This window comes from Lichenibacterium minor (genome assembly GCF_004137685.1).
GTDB classification, from domain to species: domain Bacteria; phylum Pseudomonadota; class Alphaproteobacteria; order Rhizobiales; family Beijerinckiaceae; genus Lichenihabitans; species Lichenihabitans minor.
In genome coordinates, this window is the sequence record NZ_QYBB01000018.1 from 25,663 (window position 1) to 43,575 (window position 17,913).

A 17,913-nucleotide genomic window follows, 5' to 3' on the forward strand; every position below is an offset into this window, starting at 1 on the left:
GATCAACCCTTGACACCGCCGGCCGCGATGCCGCGCACGAACCAACGACCGGACAGGAAGTAGACAGCGAGGGGGAGCAGCGCAGTCAGGATCGTCGCGGCCATGTTGACGTTGTAGAGCTTTTCGCCCTGCGACGAATTCACGACGTTGTTGAGAAGCACCGTCATCGGCAGGTTGTCACGACCGGCGAAGACGAGACCGAGGATGAAGTCGTTCCAGATGCCCGTGATCTGGAGGATGGCCGCCACCACGAGCGCCGGGGTCGACATCGGCAGAACCACGTAGAAGAAGATCTGCCAGAACCCAGCGCCGTCGACGCGCGCAGCCTTGAACAGGTCGACCGGCAGGCTGGAATAGTAGTTTCGAAACAACAACGTCATCACCGGAAGGCCGAAGATGACGTGGACCAGGACGATGCCGGCCAAGCTCCCATAGATCCCGACGGCCGAAAACAAGCGGACCAGGGGATAGATGAAGACCTGGTAGGGCATGAAGGCGCCCAGGAGGAGCGCGGCGAAGAGGACGTTGCCGCCCCGTATCCTTCGATGCGAGAGCGCATATCCGGTCACGGCTCCCAAGACGATCGATAAAGCGACGGAAGGGACGAGGATCCGCAGCGAGTTGAAGAAGCCGTCCGAGATGCCGGTGCATTTCAGCCCCGTGCAGGCTTCGCTCCAGGCCGCGGTCCAGGCCTTGAGGCTGGGCGAGGCCGGCAGGGCGAAGATGCCGCCTTGCCGGATCTCGTCCATGGACTTCAGCGAGGTCACCGTCATGATGTAGAGCGGCGTGATGAAGAACAGCGCCGCGACCGCGAGGGCGGCATAGAGCGCCACGCGTCCGGCGATGGGCCGGCGCGGCCTCGCGACGGGCGTGCCGGTCGGCACGGGGGCCGAAGCGGCGGCCCTCACGCGTGGCCTCCCGCGCGGTGCGCCTTGAAATATTCCTGGTAGAGCCAGGGTGCCAGGGCGGCCAGCACCGTGACGAACATGACGGAGGAAGCGGCCGTGGCGAGCCCGATGTTCTGGCGCGTGAACAGGTAGTCCATCACGAACTTGGCCGGCACGATCGTGGCGTTGCCGGGCCCCCCGTTGGTCAGGGCGACCACGAGGTCGTAGGCCTTCACGACGGCGACGGACAGCAGCACGACCGACGTGACGACCACGGGCCGAAGCAGCGGCAGGACGATCGACATGTAGACGCGCCACGTGGGGATGCCCTCGATGCGCGCGGCCTTCCACAGATCCTCGTCGACGCCGCGGAGCCCGGCCAGCATGAGCGCCATCACGAGGCCCGACGATTGCCAGACGCCCGCGATCACGAGCGCGTAGATCGCCATGTCGCGCTGAACGACCCAGTCGAAGGTGAATGAGGTCCAGCCCATCCCGCGCACGCTGGCTTGGATGCCGAGCGAAGGATTCATCATCCACTGCCAGACTAGGCCGGTGACGATGAAGCTGATGGCGTAGGGATAAAGGAAGACGGTCCGCAGCAGGTCCTCGCAACGGACCTTCTGGTCGATGAAGGCGGCGAGGAGGAAGCCGATCACCAGGCTCCCACCCACGAAGAGCAGGCCGAAGGTCACGAGGTTGCGCGCCGACAGGATCCAACGCGCATCGGAAAACAGGCGCGCATACTGCTCGAGGCCGATGAAGTCGCTCACCGGCAGGAGCCTGGAATCCGTGAAGGAGATGCAGACCGTCCAGACCATCGTGCCTGCATAGGCGAAGACCACGATGAGGAGCGCGGGCAAGAGGGCGAGGAGAGGAGCGATATCGTGCCGCCTCGATTGAGCCATGACGTCGATCACCGCAGGAAGGGGTGGAAGGGGGGCGGGGAACGCCGCTGCCGGGACAAAGCCGGCCGCGACCGCGGCATGGCGAAGACTTCGGGCGCCGCCTGCCGCCATGGGACCCGTGGACAGGGTTCGACGCGGCGTCCACGGGATCGCGCGGGATGGTCCCGAAGACCTCGGGTTCAGGCGGCGAAGCGCACGCCGCCGTTTCGGCTCGCGGTCGCGCGCGTCAGTGCGCCGACCTGATGACGCCCGCGAACGTTTCGACGAAGCTCTTCGCGTCGGCGCCCGGCGTGTTCCAGAACTCGGTCACGGCATCCTGCACCGCCCCCAACGTGTCGGCCGTGAGGAGGAAGTAGTTGGACGGAACCTGGTTGGCGGGATCGCGCACCATGGCGATCCCCACCTGTGCGCAGGGATCCATCGAACTCGTGTCGACGTCGATGCGCACAGGGATCGAACCCTTTCGCTTGTTGAACTCGAGTTGCGTGACAGGGTCGAGCATGGTTTTCGCGAGCAGGGCCTGCGCGGCGGTGGGCGTCGCCCCCGGCCCCAGCTTGGGGAACACGAAGACGTCTCCGCCCATCAGGTAGCCCGGCTTGCCCGGCATCAGGCTGCAGCCGACCTTGGGGCCGCCCGGCGCCATGCCGGCGGCGTTGAATTCACCCTTGGCCCAATCACCCATGATCTGGAGGCCGGCGTGCCCGGCGATGACCATCGCGGTGGCGTCGTTCCAGGCTCGCCCGGGGGATCCCGGATCGACATAAGCCTTCATGCGCGCGAAGACCTCGACGGCCTCGCGGAACCGCGGTGAATGGACCGCCTCCAGGTCGTGGTCGCGGAACACCTTCAGGAAGAGATCCTTGCCGCCTTGGCCGAGCAGGACCGCTTCGAACACGATCTCCTCCTGCCAGGCCTGCCCGCCCCAGGCGATCGGCACCACACCGGCGGCCTTCAGCTTGTCGAGGGCCGCGAACAGGGCGTCGAAGCTCGTCGGCACGTCCTGGATGCCGGCCTTGGCGAAGACGTCCTTGTTGTAGAACAGCCAGTTCTGGCCGTGGATGTTGATCGGCACGGCGAAGAACTTGCCGTTGCGCGTGGCCGCGGCCGCGATCGGCCCTGGAATGATCTTGGCCCAACCTTCGGCGACGGCCACGCCCGAAAGGTCGGCCAGAAGCCCCTGGCCGACGAGATCGTCGAACTGGCGGCCGGTGTTGAACTGGCTGGCGGCAGGCGGGTTTCCGCCCACGATGCGGTTGACGGCGGCAGCGCGGGCGTTGTCCGTGCCCGCCACGGCATTGTCGACCCATTTCCCACCCGCGGCGTCGAACCGGTCCGCGATGACCTTCACGGCGGCGGCCTCGCCGCCGGACGTCCACCAATGGATGACCTCGGCCGGGACCGCCTCCTGGGCCTCGGCGGCGAGAGGTGAAAGCGCGAAGCATGCACCGCACAACAGCGTTCGCCACAACGACTTCGACATCCGTCCCCTCCCAGAGAGCGATTTCGGGCTCCGTGACGTTGCGTGACGTCACGTTGGCCTCTGTAAACGTTTACAACGTTAATTGACCCTTGAAATTCCGCAAGGGTCAAAATGGCGATACCTCGAGGGATCTGCAGATGGCTTCGGTACGCGGTGGGTCGAGAGACAAGCCGCCCAGCATTGTGGACGTCGCGCAGCATGCCGGCGTGTCGACCGCGACCGTGAGCCGGGCGCTTGCAGCGCCCGAACAGGTGCGCCCGGCCCTGCGCGAACGGGTCGAGATGGCGGTGCGAGACCTCGGCTACCGGCCGAACGCGGCTGCACAACGGTTGCGGGGACGACGGTCGAGGCTCATCCTCGTCGTCACGCTGACGCGCTGGAGCGCTCCGTTCTTCGCGGAGGTGCTCAATGGGATCGACTCTGAACTCGCCGCCAACGGCTACGCGATGATCCTCGGCAACCTCGACCTGGATCGGCGCCAGGACGGGCATCTGGTCGACATGATGCAGTCGGGACGCTTCGATGGTGTCCTGGCACTCGCGGGCGTCGCGAATGCCGCGAACGGCCATGAGCTGAAGGAGCCTGGCCTGCCGCTCGTGTCGATCTGTTCTGAAATCCAGGGCACCCCGTCGGTCCTGACCGACGAGGGTGAAAGCATCGTCGAAGCGGCCGAGCACCTGTTCGGCATCGGCCACCGCCACTTCGTCTACCTGTCCGGGCCGGCGACGAACTTCAGCGACCGGTCGCGCTGGGACGCCCTGAAGGCGTACTTCGAGGCGAAGAAGGACGAATGCCGCCTCGATCGCATCGAAGGCGATTTCACCCCCCGATCCGGAGCCGCGGCGGCAGAACGCTTCCTCGCATCGCTGGAGCGTCCGACCGCCGTCCTGTCATCCTCGGACGAAATGGCCATCGCCTTCATGAAGGTCGCCAAGCACGCCGGCGTGCATGTGCCCGGCGACGTGTCGGTTTGCGGCTTCGATGGGATCGACTTCGCCGACTATTGCGAACCGACGCTCACCACGATCAGGCAACCCCGTTTCGAACTGGGGCGGACCGGCGCCTACCGGCTGTTGCAGATCATCGCTGGACATTCCGAGGTCGACGCGGGCCGAACCGTCCTCCGCAACACATTGTGCCTGCGCGACTCGACGGGCCGGGCTCCCCGACACGGCTAGCCTCCCGGGGCTCTTCCGAATGGCCCCGTGTCGGACATCCGGCCCCTGGACGGCCCGAGGCGGCGGCGGTAGCGTGGACGAAACGGCGGCGCATGCGGCGCCGGACCGCACGAGGGAGAACGCCATGGCCGCCTTGACCGTCATCGCCAAGTTGAAGGCCAAGGGCGGCCGGGAAGAGGACCTCGCCGCGCTGTGCGGGAGCCTCGTCGGGCCCACGCGCGCCGAGAAGGGCTGCCTCACCTACGACCTGCACCGGTCCCACGACGACCCCGGCCTGTTCATGTTCACGGAATCCTGGGAAAGCCGCCCCCTGTGGGAGGAGCACATGAAGTCGCCCCACCTCGTGGCCTTCGGCGAGAAGCAGGACGACGTGATCGAAGCCTGGGACCTCTTCACCGGCGAGAAGCTTTGATCCGGCGTTTCGAGGAGCCGTCCCCGTGAAGATCAAGTTCTACGCCCACGCCTGCTTCCGCCTCGAGGCGGACGGCGTGACGGTGATCACCGACCCCTACACGCCGGCGCCCGGAAACAGCGGGTTCGACCCGATCGACGAGCCCGCCGACGTCGTGCTGATGAGCTCGGCGACCGACGACTTCCATTCCGACCCGTCGCACGTCCGCGGCGACCCGATCGTCGTCAACACGCTGGAGTTGCCGCCCGAGGGCACGGTCGTCAAGGGCATCCCGGTGCGGTCCTTCCCGGCCTACGAGAGCAGGACCTTCGACTACCGGTCGGAGTTCGGCCGGGACCCCGACGCCAACGCGCTCTACCACTTCACGCTCGGGGGCCTGCGCTTCCTCCACATGGGCGACATCGGCAACCCGGTGGCGCCCGACCAGCTCACCGCGTTGAAGGGGCAGGTCGACGTGCTGCTGGCGCTGACGGGCGAGCACGCCACCATCGCGCTCGACGACCTCGACGCCGCCATCGCGACGATCGGGCCGCGGGTCGTCATCCCCATGCATTACTTCAGCCCGAAGGGCGTGCTGAAGATCGAGCCCGTCGACCGCTTCCTCGACCGCCTGCCCCCGGAGTCGATCACCCGCGTCGGCGGCCCGGAGATGGAGCTGTCCCCCGAAACGCTGCCGAAGGACGCCCCGCACGTCTTCGTCTTCGAGCAGTCGCGCTGAAGCCCGAACCCGGACCCTTCGGGTCACATCGCACGCGCGGGAACAGGACCTGACAGGACCCGGCGGATGGGATCGGCCTGCCGGGTCGACCCGGCCTCGGCGAGCGGGGCTGCGCCCTCGACCAGGGCGGCCAGACGGCGGACCCTGGCGGGGGTGAGGCGGAAGGCGCTCATCGGATCGGCCGAGGGGACGCGCGTCCTGCGCGCGCCATCCATCGGCGCCAAGCCGCTGGGCCAAGGGCTGACCAGCACCGGGATGGGATCTCCCGAGCGGTTCGGCAGCGTCAGGACCCTCGTGGCACGCGAGCGTCCATCGGCGGCGGTCGCTGGGGCGACGGGCCGCGAAAGCGCTTCGCCCGCGTCCGGCCGCTCCGCGCAGGAGCGCCCTCAGCATCGTTGCAGCGACGGGGTTGGCGAGCAGCACCTTTCCGTCGGTCCCGGCCGGCACGATGCCGACCGAAGGATGATCAGCGCCTCGACGGTGCCGTCCCTGCCCCGTCGCGCTGCGCGGAGCTCACGATGCACCTGGATGGCGCGCCGCAGGTGCGAGCTCAGCCTAGCCCCGAGATCCCGCTCAGCCGCGTCGAACATGCGCGATCCCCGCAAAACGGCGATGCCGCTCAGGATCGACCCGCCACAGGACGATCGAGCGGCGACAAACGCTCTACAGCCGCGAGGGAGCACCGGCTCATCGCAGCACTCGCCATGCCCGTACTGGGCAGGGCCCAGAATATCGACTGCCGTCGCCTGGGCTCCGGTCGACAGGCGAGCAACCGGCTGCACGAATGGTTTCGACGCGGCAAAATCCTGTACGCAGGACTTCATAAAAATATGGCCAACATCATAACGAATATCGATTGTGGCGATATCATCAGGGCGTAACGTGACCTGACGTCCATCGAATGCTTCGGCGATCCGCTCCAGCGTGACGGGCCAGCGCTCTGGGCCGATCGCCGCCATGTAGATGTGATCGGCGAGGATCGAAAGGAGGCGATGACCTGCACACAACCCGTCGCTCCAAGGAATCGATAGCCGGAACATGACGTCACGGCTGACGACACGCCCGTCGGCATCGTGACAACGCAATGGAGGTTGATGAGTCGAGAAACAACGCTGCCCTACCCCATTTGGGGGATGGACGGATACCTCGGTCCCATGGCGTAAATGACAAGAACGGCGCCCCCGGAAGACAAGACTTCGCGGGCGCATCAGTCCTTCCAAGGACTGATCGCGCGTCGATCGACATCGACCGAGAAATACGAGTGACGAGACGTGGCCCAGCATTGGATGAGGGATGTCGATCGTGAAGCACGCTCCTTTGGCGACGGCCGTGCAGTGCATCCCGGCAGAACAGGCCGCTCCCCAGCAGCGGCGAGCGAGGACGTGAGCCGGCTGCCCGACCTGCACGACGGGTCCGGCGTCACCGTCGGGATCCTGTCCGACAGTTTCGATACCGCGACGACCTTCGACCGAGACGGGAACCGCGACACCGCCGCCACCGACATCGCCGCCGGCCTGTTGCCGGCCGACCTCGCCATCCTCGACGACCATGCCGGGGGAAGTGACGAAGGGCGCGCCATGGCGCAGATCGTCCATCGGACCGCGCCGGGCGCGTCCATCCTGTTCGACACCGCCGCGGGAGGGCAGGCCGTCTTCGCCCAGCACATCCTCGACCTCGCGGCCGCCGGAGCGAAGGTCATCGTGGACGACGTCGGCTATGCGGCCGAGCCGGACTACCAGGATGGGGTCGTGGCGCAGGCGATCGAACGGGTCACGGCTCAAGGGGTCGCGTATGTTTCGGCCGCGGGCAACAACGGTGCGGCGGGATACGAGGGCGCCTTCCGAGCCGGCGGCCATTTCAGGTGGAACGGCATCCGTTACACGGCCCAAAGCTTCTCGACCGGGGGCGGCCCTTTGGCCGACACGCTGCTCCCGATCAGCGGCCAGGCTGGGCAGGTGGCCACGATCCAGCTCGCATGGAGCCAGCCCGCGGCCTCGGCCAGTCCGGGCCGGGGGGCGACGGGCGACCTCGACCTCTTCCTGACCGACGCCCGCGGCAACGTCGTCGACCGCATCGCGGCGGCCCACGACAATGTCGGCCGGGACCCCGTCGAGGTCCTCGACCTGCACCTTCCCGAGACGGGCACCTTCGATCTGCGGGTCGGCCTGCGCGACGGGACGGAAGCGCCGGGCGACCTCAGGATCGTCGCGATCAGCGACGGCCGGCCGCTCTCGATCGGCGCCGTGTCCAGCGCCACCGGAAACGCCACGCTGATCGGCCACAAGGGCGCGCCGGGCGATATCGCGGTGGGGGCGGCCCGTTCGGCCGAAGCCTCGTCGGGCGGCGCGGCTTTCCCGGTCTCCGAACCGTTCTCGTCGGCGGGCCCGGATATGCGGCTGTTCGACGACGGCGGCGACCCGCTCCCGTCGCCCGCGGTCGGCGGCGTCTCGGTGTCGGGCAGCGACGGCGTCCCGACGTCGTTTTTCGGCCGGGGCGGGCGTGTCGATGCCGACGGCGATCCCCTGTTCTTCGGCACCTCGGCTGCCGCGCCGCAGGTCGCGGCCGTCGCGGCCCTGCTGCTGCAGCAGGATCCGCTGTTGACGCCGGCGGAGGTCCGCAGAACCCTCCAGGACACCGCCCTCCCCACGGTGGATTCGTCCGGCGCGTGGGATCCCCAAGTCGGCGGCAGCGGCTTGGTGCAGGCCGGCGCGGCCCTGGACGAGGTCGCCCGGATGGCGGCCTTCGCCGTGACCGAAGCGGTCCCCGAGCGGGCCGGCCTCGCGGGCGCCGGTCGGGGCCGGCAGCATGGGGCGGCGGCGGACGCCGCTGGCGCTCTCGCGGCGGCCCTGCGCGGTGGTCCGGTCCACGGCGGCGCTGCGGCGATCCATGCCGGCGCGACGTTCCGCGAGATGGCGGCGGCGGGGCTGTCGGTGACGCATCCGCCCTATGGGCATCCGGACGCCTTCGACCATCCGTCGCTCGTTTTCCGGCATCACCAGCCCTTCGCGCTGTGATCCGCGGCCCGGCTGGACGGGCCGGGGGAAAGCGTCGGCCACCGGCCCTTCCGCCGGGATCCGTCGAGCCGTCGCGGTTCGCCCCGGCCGACGCCATCGGTCGAAGCTGTCCATTTTCGAAGAATGCCTTCACGCGATCGGGCGATCGCGGTCTGCTCGAAACAAGGGTGGGGACGATGAAGTATTTCAACAGCAAGCCGGTCGACGACCTCATGGACCGGCTGATTTCATTTTTCGTGTTATCGCCGGCGGATGCCGAACGCTTGTGGTCGTTCTTCCAGGACGAGATGGCGATGCGGCCGCAATCGTTTGCCGCCCTCGCGACCATGTCGGAGACCCTGCGGGTCGCCCGCTCGTTGGAGCGGTGTCGGTCCGCCCGGCTGGAAACCCGGCACGGGCCGGGCCGATGCTCCTCGCCGACGGTGCTCACGGTGCCGCGCGACGCTGTGGAGGGTCATGGCCGCGCTGCGGCCGCGCGCGATCGGGACGAGGCCTTCCCCGACCTGGCTTCACGATCCGGCAGCGGACCGGCGCGCTCGAACATCGCCGCCGCCGGCTGACACGGCCACGGGGCGGATCGGCGATGGGCGCGCGAGCGAAGCCGCGATCCGCATCCCCCGGCACGGCGCAGGCTCCGGAGGACGGACGAAAGACGCCGCCCGGGCGCGTCCGGGCAGCCTTCGCTTTCGTTCTGACCTTCGTTTTATTCGCTTGCCAGCCCTTCCGCCTTCGACATACCTTCCCTGCGTGACACGAATGAGCGCCGGCCAAGGCGCCGTTCCGGGAGGGTGAGGCATGGACGTTCGACGCCGGAGCGACATCGGGGCCCCTCGCCCGTGAGCCTCGTGCTCGACCGCATCGGCCTGAAGCGCGGCGACGAGGTCCACATCGCAGACGCGTCGCTCGAGTTGCACGCCGGCTCCATGAACGTGCTGCTCGGGCCGACGCTCAGCGGCAAGACCACCCTGATGCGCCTGATGGCGGGGCTCGACCGCCCGACCTCCGGCCGGCTCGTCGAGGACGGGCGCGACGTCACGGGGCTCGGCGTGAAGCACCGCTCGGTCGCCATGGTGTACCAGCAGTTCGTCAACTACCCCACGCTGTCGGTCTACGAGAACATCGCGTCCCCGCTGCGCGTGCAGGGTCTGCCCAAGGCCGAGATCGAGAGCCGCGTCGCCCGCGCCGCCAAGCTGATGCGGCTGGAGCCCATGCTGAAGCGCACGCCCGCGCAGCTGTCGGGCGGCCAGCAGCAGCGCACCGCGCTGGCCCGCGCCCTCGTCAAGCAGGCGAAGCTCGTCCTGCTCGACGAGCCGCTCGCCAACCTCGACTACAAGCTGCGCGAAGAACTGCGCGAGGAGCTGCCGCGCATCTTCGCCGAAACCGGCGCCATCCTGGTCTATGCCACCACCGAGCCGGCGGAAGCGCTGCTGCTGCGCGGCTCCACCGCCACGCTGCGCGAAGGCCGCATCACCCAGGTGGGGCCCAGCGCCGCGCTGTACCGCGAGCCCGGCAACCTCGACGCGGCCCGCGTCTTCTCCGACCCGCCGCTGAACGAGCTCGCCTTGACGGTGTCGAACGGCGTCGCGGCCCTGGCCGACGGCTCCCGCCTGCCCGGCGACGGGGCGCTCGGCGCCCTGCCCGACGGCGCGGCGACGCTGGGGTTCCGCGCCGACGCCGCCGCCGCCGCCGTCGCGGTGGGCGGCGACGGGCGCGACCCGTCGCACCCCGCCTTCCCGGGCACGGTGGCGGTGACGGAAATCTCGGGCTCGGAAAGCTTCGTCCACATCGCCACCGACGCGGGGCTCGGCACCCTCGTGTGCCTCGTCGAGGGCGTGCACGCCTTCGAGCCCGGCGACCGCGCCGAAGCGCGCCTCGACCTCGCCCGCGCCTTCGCGTTCGGCGCCGACGGCCGGCGCATCGCCGCCCGGCCCGCCGCGGCGCCGCGGCGCGAACCCGTGCCGGCCTGAGGGAGCCCCGCGCCATGGCCCAGATCACCCTCGACGGCATCGGCCACGCCTACGGCGGCGACCCGAAGACCGAGGCCGACTACGCCTTGAAGCCGATCCACCACGTGTGGGAGGCCGGCAAGGCCTACGCGCTGCTCGGGCCCTCGGGCTGCGGCAAGACCACGCTGCTCAACATCATCTCGGGGCTGGTCATCCCGTCGCACGGGCGCCTGCTGTTCGGCGACCGCGACGTGACGCGGCTGCCGACCGAGCGGCGCAACATCGCCCAGGTGTTCCAGTTCCCGGTCATCTACGACACCATGACGGTGGCCGAGAACCTCGCCTTCCCGCTGGTGAACCGCGGGGTGGCGCGGCCGCGGATCGACGCGCGGGTCGGCGAGATCGCCGCCATGCTGGACCTCACGGCGGACCTGAAGCGGCGGGCCCGCGGCCTCACCGCCGACGCCAAGCAGAAGATCTCGCTCGGCCGCGGCCTCGTCCGCTCGGACGTGTCGGCCGTGCTGTTCGACGAGCCCCTCACCGTGATCGATCCCGCGCTGAAATGGGAGCTGCGCTCGAAGCTCAAGGCCGTGCACCGCGCGCTCGACCTCCTGATGATCTACGTCACCCACGACCAGGTCGAGGCGCTGACCTTCGCCGACAAGGTGGTGGTGATGAACGACGGCCGCGCCGTGCAGATCGGCACGCCGGCCGAGCTGTTCGAGCGGCCCGAACACACGTTCGTGGGCTATTTCATCGGCTCGCCGGGCATGAACCTGCTGCGCGGCGAGGTCGCCGGGGCCGAAGCCAGAGTCGACGGCCACGTGCTGCCGCTGGGCGCCGCCTACCCGGCCCTGCCCCAGGGCATGGCGGTGACGCTCGGCATCCGCCCCGACTACGCGACGCTGACGGCGGGCGACGGCCTGCCCGTGACGGTGACGCGGGTCGACGACCTCGGCCGCAAGCGCCTCGCCCATGCCAGCCTGGGCGGCGGGCAGAGCGTGGTGGCCACGGTGCCCCACGGGATGGGTGTCGAGACCGGGCCGGCGCGGCTCAGGCTCGACCCCGGCAAGATCCACGTCTACGTCGACGAGCGCCGCGTCGCCGGGCGCGACCTCGTGGGAAGGGCCGCCTGATGGACAGCCGCGTCTGGGACAACCGCGCCTGGCTCTTCGTCGTGCCGGTGATGGCCTTCGTGCTGTTCTCCTCGCTCATCCCGATGATGACCGTGGTGAACTATTCCTTTCAGGACTCGATGGGGCAGAACAGCTTCTTCTGGAACGGCCCCGGCTGGTTCCAGAACCTGCTCGACCCCACCACCGCGGTCGGGGCCCGCTTCCAGGGCGCGCTGCTGCGCAACTTCGCCTTTTCGTTCACCGTGCTCGCCATCGAGATCCCGCTCGGCATCGCGGTGGCGCTGTGCATCCCGAAATCGGGGTGGCGGGTCGGCGCCGTGCTGGTCGCCATCGCGCTGCCGCTGCTCATCCCCTACAACGTGGTGGGCACCATCTGGCAGCTCTTTTCGCGCACCGACATCGGCCTGCTCGGCGTGGCGCTCGGCCGCTCGGGCGTGCCCTTCAACGTCACGCAGAACGCCGGCTCCGCCTGGGCCGTGATCGTGCTCATGGACGTGTGGCACTGGACGTCGATGGTGGCGCTGCTCTGCTACGCCGGCCTGAAGGCCATCCCGGACGCCTATTACCAGGCGGCGCGGATCGACGGCGCCAACCGCTGGAGCGTGTTCCGCAACATCGAGCTGCCGAAGCTGCGCAAGGTGCTGGTCATCGCCATGCTGCTGCGCTTCATGGGCTCGTTCATGATCTATACCGAGCCCTTCACGGTGACGGGCGGGGGGCCCGGCGAGGACACGAGCTTCCTGTCGATCGACCTCGTCAAGATGGCGCTGGGCCAGGTCGACCTCGGCAACGCCGCCGCCTATTCGCTGGTCTACAACCTCATCACGCTGACGGTCTGCTGGATGTTCTTCACCTACACGACCCACGCGGATTCGAAGGACGTCGCATGAGCGCTTCCGCGATCTCCGCCCCGCTCGCGACGTCCGGCACCCGCGAGGCCCGCGCGGCGCGCGGGCCCAAGGGCCGCACGATCGGCATGGCGCTCTACATGCTGTTCCTGTTCGTCCCGGTGTATTGGCTGGTCAACGCCAGCTTCAAGACCAACGCCGACATCCTGTCGGGGCTGAGCCTGTGGCCGCAGCACCCGACGCTGGAGAACTATTCCAAGATCTTCGCCGATCCCGATTGGCATTCGGCGTTCACCAACTCCATCCTGATGGTGGTCATCAACACGGTCATCTCCGTGTCGGTGGCGCTGCCGGCCGCCTACGCGTTCAGCCGTTACCGGTTCGTGGGCGACAAGCCGCTGTTCTTCTGGCTGCTGTCGAACCTCATGGCGCCGCCCGCCGTCTACGCGCTGCCGTTCTTCAACCTGTATTCGGCGACGGGGCTGTTCGACTCCATCTGGGCGGTGGCGCTGGCCCATTGCCTGTTCAACGTGCCCCTCGCGGTGTGGATCCTCGAAGGCTTCATCTCCGGCGTGCCGCGCGAGATCGACGAGACGGCGGAGATCGACGGGTATTCGTTCCCGCGCTTCTTCGTCAAAATCTTCCTCCCGCTCATCGCCAACGGCATCGGGGTCGCGGCCTTCTTCTGCTTCATGTTCTCCTGGGTGGAACAGCTGCTCGCCACCACGCTCACCACCGTCAACGCCAAGCCCATCGCCGGCATGATGTCGCGCGCCTATTCGGCGGCCGGGCTCGACTGGGGCCTGCTCGCCGCCGCCGGCACGCTGACGATGATCCCGGGCGCGATCGTCATCTGGTTCGTGCGCAACCACATCGCCAAGGGCTTCGCCCTCGGGCGCGTGTGACCATCCGCGCCTGAGGGGGCCGACCATGGATTCGTTGTCCGACGCCGTCGCCTGGATGGCCTGGACCTGGCAGACCGTGCTGTTCTTCGCCGCGCTCGCGGCCTGCCTCGCGGGCCTGACGGCGCTGGCGGTGTACCGGCCGGAAACGCCCCACGTCGGCGTGCTCGGCTTCGCCACCACGCGGGGCGACAGGTTCTTCGTGTCGCTGCTGCTGTCGGCCTTCATCTTCGTGGGCTTCATCCGCTTCGGCGGACAGGACTTCACCTGGCCGGGGCTGGCGGCGCTGGCCGCGACGGCGCTGATGTTCCGCTTCGCTTGAAGCGTCGCCCCTTTCGCGCCCGCCCCCTCGGGGCGCGGCGCCAAGACCAAGAGGACCCAGGGCGATCCCGCACCGGGCCACATCAGGACGAGGAAACCATGGTCGATCGCCGTCAAGTCATCAAGGGCGCCACCGCGCTCGGCGTCGCGGGCGCCGCCGGCGTCATCAAGCCGACGCCGAGCTACGCCCAGAAGGTCGACGCCGCCAAGAAGTGGGTCGACGCCGAGTTCCAGCCCTCGACGCTGTCCAAGGACGCGCAGATGGCCGAGATGGAATGGTTCATCCAGGCCGCCAAGCCCTACGCCGGCATGAAGCTCAGCTGCGTATCCGAGTCGCTGAAGGTGCACGACTACGAATCGCAGACGCTGACCAAGGCCTTCGCCGAGATCACCGGCATCGAGGTCAAGCACGACATCATGGACGAGGGCGCCCTGGTCGACAAGATCGGCGTCGAGATGCAGTCCGGCCGCCCGATCTACGATTTCTGGATGAACGATTCCGATTTTATCGGCACGCATCCGCGCTACAACGACATCGTCGACGGTTCGCTGACCGACTTCATGGCGAACAACGGCAAGGACGTCACCAGCCCGACGCTGGACCTGTCCGACTTCATGGGCCTCAGCTTCGGCACGTTCGACGGCAAGCTGTACCAGCTCCCCGACCAGCAGTTCGCCAACCTGTACTGGTTCCGCTACGATTGGTTCCAGCGGCCCGACCTGAAGCAGCGCTTCAAGGCCAAGTACGGCTACGACCTCGGCGTGCCGGTCAATTGGTCGGCCTACGAGGACATCGCGGACTTCTTCACCAACGACGTGAAGGAGATCGATGGCCAGAAGGTCTACGGCCACATGGACTACGGCAAGAAGGACCCGTCGCTGGGCTGGCGCTTCACCGACGCCTGGCTGTCCATGGCGGGCTCGGGCGACCGCGGGCTGCCGAACGGCCGGCCCGTCGACGAATGGGGCATCCGCGCCGAGAACAACATCCCCGTCGGCTCCTCCATCACCCGCGGCGGCGACGCCAACGGGCCGGCGGCCGTCTACGCGCTGACGAAGTACATCGACTGGCTGAAGAAATACGCGCCGCCGGAAGCCGCCGGCATGGACTTCCTCGAGTCCGGCCCGGTGGTGGGCCAGGGCCACGTCGCCCAGCAGATCTTCTGGTACTCGGCCTTCACCGACTCGGCCCGCAAGGCCGAAGCGGTGATGAACCCGGACGGCACGCCGAAGTGGCGCATGGCCCCCTCGCCGCACGGCGCCTACTGGAAGGAGGGCATGAAGCTCGGCTACCAGGACGTCGGCTGCTGGACCATGCTGAAATACGCCCCCATGCCCAACATCAAGGCGGGCTGGCTCTACGCCCAGTTCACCACGTCGAAGACCGTGTCGCTCAAGAAGGCTCTGACCACGCTCCACCTCATCCGCGAGTCGGACGTGTGGCATCCGGCGATGACGGAGCTGGCGCCCAAGGTCGGCGGCCTCGTCGAGTTCTACCGCTCGCCGGCCCGCAAGCAGTGGACGCCCACCGGCGTGAACGTGCCCGACTACGCCAAGATGAGCCAGGTGTGGTGGCAGAACGTCGCCAACGCCATCTCGGGCCAGGTGACGCCGCAGCAGGCCATGGACGGCCTCGCCCGCGACCAGGACGCCATCATGGCGCGGCTGGAGAAGTCCGGCGTGCAGGGCAAGCTCGGGCCGAAGATGAACAAGGAGGAGACGGCGGAATACTGGTATGCCAGGGCCGAGAAGGACGGCAACCTGGCCCCCCAGCGCAAGCTCGCCGACGAGAAGCCGAAGGGCGAAACGGTGGACTACGACACGCTGATCAAGTCCTGGCCCTCGACGCCGCCCAAGAAGGCGTGACCTCGCGTCCCCCTTCCCCCCGCACGGGGGAGGGGGACCATCCGAAGGCGAGTGGCGGGGGCCCATCGGGCGACGCACCCTCGACGAACGTCCCTTCCCCCGAGTCTCCCCATGCCCGGCGCCATCCTCGTCATCGACCAAGGCACGACCTCCACCCGCGCCATCGCGTTCGGCCCGGACGCCATGCCGGTGGCCTCCGCCCAGGAGGAGTTCCCGCAGCACTTCCCCCACCCCGGCTGGGTCGAGCACGACCCGAAGGACCTGCTGCGCACCTCGATCTCCACCGCCCGCATCGCCATGGCGCGCGCCGAGGAGGCGGGGTTCACCGTCGTGGCGCTCGGCATCGCCAACCAGCGCGAAACCGCGCTCGTGTGGGACCGCCGCACCGGCGAGGCCATCCACCGCGCGGTGGTGTGGCAGGACCGGCGCACCGCCGGCACCTGCGCGGAGCTCAAGCGCGCCGGCGCCGAAGCCCTGGTGCAGGACCGCGCCGGCCTGCTGCTCGACCCCTATTTCTCCGCCACCAAGGCCGCCTGGATCCTCGACCACGTCGAGGGCGCCCGGGCCCGGGCCGAGCGCGGCGAGCTGCTGTTCGGCACGGTGGACAGCTTCCTGCTGTGGCACCTCACGGGGGGCGAGGTCCACGCCACGGACGCCACCAACGCGTCCCGCACGGCGCTCAGCGACATCCGCCGGGGCGCCTGGGACGAGGACCTGTGCCGGCTGTTCGGCGTGCCGATGGCGATGCTGCCCGAGATCCGCGACTGCGCGGCCGAGTTCGGCACCACCGAACCCCGCCACCTCGGGCGCGCCCTTCCGGTGCGCGGCATCGCGGGCGACCAGCAGGCGGCGCTGATCGGCCAGGCCTGCTTCGCGCCCGGGATGGTCAAGGCCACCTTCGGCACCGGCGCCTTCGTGCTCCTCAACACCGGGCGCACGCCGGTGCGCTCGACCCACCGCCTGCTCACCACGGTGGCCTACCAGCTCGACGGGGTGCGGACCTACGCGCTGGAAGGCTCGATCTTCTCGGCCGGCGCCACCGTGCAGTGGCTGCGCGACGGGCTCCACCTCGTGCGCTCCTCGGCCGAAACCGGCGACCTCGCGGCCGATTCCGATCCCGACCAGCCCGTCTACCTCGTGCCGGCCTTCGTGGGCCTCGGCGCGCCGCACTGGGACGCGGAAGCGCGCGGCACCATCACGGGGCTGACGCGCGGCTCGGGCCGGCGCGAGATCGCCCGCGCGGCCCTGGAATCGACCGCCTTCCAGACCCGCGACCTCGTCGACGCCATGCGGGCCGACGACAGGAGCGACGCCGCCCACGCGGCGGTGATCCGCGCCGACGGCGGCATGAGCGCCAGCGACTACACGATGCAGAGCGTCGCCGACATGATCGACGCGCCGGTCGACCGCCCCGCCGTGCTGGAAACCACCGCGCTCGGCGCCGGCTACCTCGCGGGGCTCCGATCCGGGCTCTACCCGGCGCCGGACGAGTTCGCCCGCGGCTGGAAGCTGGAGCGGCGGTTCGAGCCCGCGATGGCGCCGGCGCGCCGCGACGCCAAGCTGGCGGGCTGGCGCGACGCCGTCGCCCGGACCATGATGCCCCGGCAGGGGTGAGCGGCGCAGCGCCGCGCGACGGGAGCGGCGGGCGTGTCGGGAGCGCGAATGTTCGACCGGCAGGCGTTGATCGCCGCCTTCGAGGCGATCGGCGCCGCGGCCCTCGCGAACGGGACGCGCCTGGAACTGGCCGTCTACGACGGGGCCGCCCTGATGCTGGCGAGCGATGTCCGCTTCGCCCCCGAGGACGTCGACGTCGCCGCCATCGGCCTCCCCTGGCCCGATTGGCTGTCGGCGGTCGTACGGGACATCGCCGAGCGCAACGGCTGGTCCGGGGACTGGCTCGGCGACGCCGTGACGTTCCACCTGAGCCCGCTCGCCGACCACGCGGCGGACCACGCCGAATTCGGCTCGTTCCCGCGGAGCGGGGCACCCGGCCTCGACGTGCTCGTCCCGACGGCTCCCTACCGTCTCGCCCTCAAGCTGAAAGCCATGCGGGTCCTCGACGCCGCGCAGGGTGAGCGGGAAGCGGCGGACATCCGCGGGCTGATGCGGATGCTGGACGTCGATGCGGGTGGCGCCATGGCGATCCTGCGCCACCACTTTCCAAACACCGCGGCCGACGGGAGCGAGAAGCGCGTCCTGCTCCGGCACATCGGATCCAGCGACGAGGGAGACGGCGATGCGCCCCGCCACGGCCGCTGAAGCCTGCCGGCGTTCCCAGAACGGACAGCCTCGGGACA

General features: G+C 69.1%; 17 protein-coding genes. 13 read left to right on the forward strand and 4 right to left on the reverse strand.

The window, feature by feature from the left end; all coding sequences use genetic code 11:
- Window positions 1-2: 2 nt before the first annotated feature.
- From D3273_RS15740 to D3273_RS15750, 3 genes are all read right to left on the reverse strand, one after another.
- Entirely contained in the window at window positions 3-908 is a 906-nt protein-coding gene (locus D3273_RS15740; protein ID WP_428977784.1) for a carbohydrate ABC transporter permease, read from the reverse strand.
- A complete protein-coding gene (locus D3273_RS15745; protein ID WP_129227842.1) occupies window positions 905-1,795 on the reverse strand; it encodes a carbohydrate ABC transporter permease in 891 nt (296 codons plus the stop codon). The genes D3273_RS15740 and D3273_RS15745 overlap by 4 nt, the downstream gene beginning before the upstream one ends.
- A gap of 226 nt (window positions 1,796-2,021) precedes the next feature.
- Window positions 2,022-3,275: an ABC transporter substrate-binding protein gene (locus tag D3273_RS15750; protein WP_129227843.1), complete on the reverse strand. Its 1,254-nt coding sequence runs from the start codon at window positions 3,273-3,275 to the stop codon at window positions 2,022-2,024.
- 137 nt (window positions 3,276-3,412) lie between these two features.
- Here D3273_RS15750 and D3273_RS15755 point away from each other — a divergent pair, with 137 nt between their 5' ends.
- From D3273_RS15755 to D3273_RS15765, 3 genes are all read left to right on the forward strand, one after another.
- Entirely contained in the window at window positions 3,413-4,453 is a 1,041-nt protein-coding gene (locus tag D3273_RS15755; protein WP_129227844.1) for a LacI family DNA-binding transcriptional regulator, read from the forward strand.
- Window positions 4,454-4,577: 124 nt separating this feature from the next.
- Entirely contained in the window at window positions 4,578-4,865 is a 288-nt protein-coding gene (locus tag D3273_RS15760; protein ID WP_129227845.1) for a putative quinol monooxygenase, read from the forward strand.
- 25 nt (window positions 4,866-4,890) lie between these two features.
- Window positions 4,891-5,583, forward strand: a complete 693-nt coding sequence (locus D3273_RS15765) for an MBL fold metallo-hydrolase (RefSeq protein WP_129227846.1) — start codon at window positions 4,891-4,893, stop codon at window positions 5,581-5,583.
- Window positions 5,584-5,969: 386 nt separating this feature from the next.
- On the opposite strand, the gene D3273_RS15770 is transcribed toward D3273_RS15765, so the two are convergent.
- Window positions 5,970-6,542, reverse strand: a complete 573-nt coding sequence (locus tag D3273_RS15770) for a hypothetical protein (protein ID WP_129227847.1) — start codon at window positions 6,540-6,542, stop codon at window positions 5,970-5,972.
- A gap of 423 nt (window positions 6,543-6,965) precedes the next feature.
- Here D3273_RS15770 and D3273_RS15775 point away from each other — a divergent pair, with 423 nt between their 5' ends.
- From D3273_RS15775 to D3273_RS15820, 10 genes are all read left to right on the forward strand, one after another.
- A complete protein-coding gene (locus D3273_RS15775) occupies window positions 6,966-8,597 on the forward strand; it encodes a S8 family serine peptidase (RefSeq protein WP_129227848.1) in 1,632 nt (543 codons plus the stop codon).
- Window positions 8,598-8,773: 176 nt separating this feature from the next.
- Window positions 8,774-9,157 carry a hypothetical protein gene (locus D3273_RS15780; protein WP_129227849.1) on the forward strand — a complete coding sequence of 128 codons (384 nt, stop codon included), beginning with the start codon at window positions 8,774-8,776 and terminating at the stop codon, window positions 9,155-9,157.
- 276 nt (window positions 9,158-9,433) lie between these two features.
- Window positions 9,434-10,564, forward strand: coding sequence for an ABC transporter ATP-binding protein (locus D3273_RS15785; protein WP_129227850.1), 1,131 nt, complete (start codon window positions 9,434-9,436; stop codon window positions 10,562-10,564).
- Between the two features lie 14 nt (window positions 10,565-10,578).
- Window positions 10,579-11,679: an ABC transporter ATP-binding protein gene (locus tag D3273_RS15790; RefSeq protein WP_129227851.1), complete on the forward strand. Its 1,101-nt coding sequence runs from the start codon at window positions 10,579-10,581 to the stop codon at window positions 11,677-11,679.
- Complete coding sequence (locus D3273_RS15795; RefSeq protein ID WP_129227852.1) at window positions 11,679-12,569, forward strand: carbohydrate ABC transporter permease; 891 nt, start codon at window positions 11,679-11,681, stop codon at window positions 12,567-12,569. Before D3273_RS15790 ends, D3273_RS15795 begins: the two co-directional genes overlap by 1 nt.
- Window positions 12,570-12,655: 86 nt before the next feature.
- Entirely contained in the window at window positions 12,656-13,432 is a 777-nt protein-coding gene (locus D3273_RS15800) for a carbohydrate ABC transporter permease (RefSeq protein WP_245501205.1), read from the forward strand.
- A gap of 25 nt (window positions 13,433-13,457) precedes the next feature.
- Window positions 13,458-13,751, forward strand: coding sequence for a DUF2160 family membrane protein (locus D3273_RS15805; protein WP_129227854.1), 294 nt, complete (start codon window positions 13,458-13,460; stop codon window positions 13,749-13,751).
- A gap of 98 nt (window positions 13,752-13,849) precedes the next feature.
- Window positions 13,850-15,616 (forward strand): ABC transporter substrate-binding protein, encoded by a 1,767-nt coding sequence (locus tag D3273_RS15810; RefSeq protein WP_129227855.1) that lies wholly within the window; start codon window positions 13,850-13,852, stop codon window positions 15,614-15,616.
- A 111-nt stretch (window positions 15,617-15,727) separates the two neighbouring features.
- Window positions 15,728-17,230 (forward strand): glycerol kinase GlpK, encoded by a 1,503-nt coding sequence (gene glpK / locus D3273_RS15815; protein WP_129227856.1) that lies wholly within the window; start codon window positions 15,728-15,730, stop codon window positions 17,228-17,230.
- Window positions 17,231-17,278: 48 nt separating this feature from the next.
- Window positions 17,279-17,875, forward strand: a complete 597-nt coding sequence (locus D3273_RS15820) for a hypothetical protein (RefSeq protein WP_129227903.1) — start codon at window positions 17,279-17,281, stop codon at window positions 17,873-17,875.
- Window positions 17,876-17,913 lie beyond the last annotated feature (38 nt).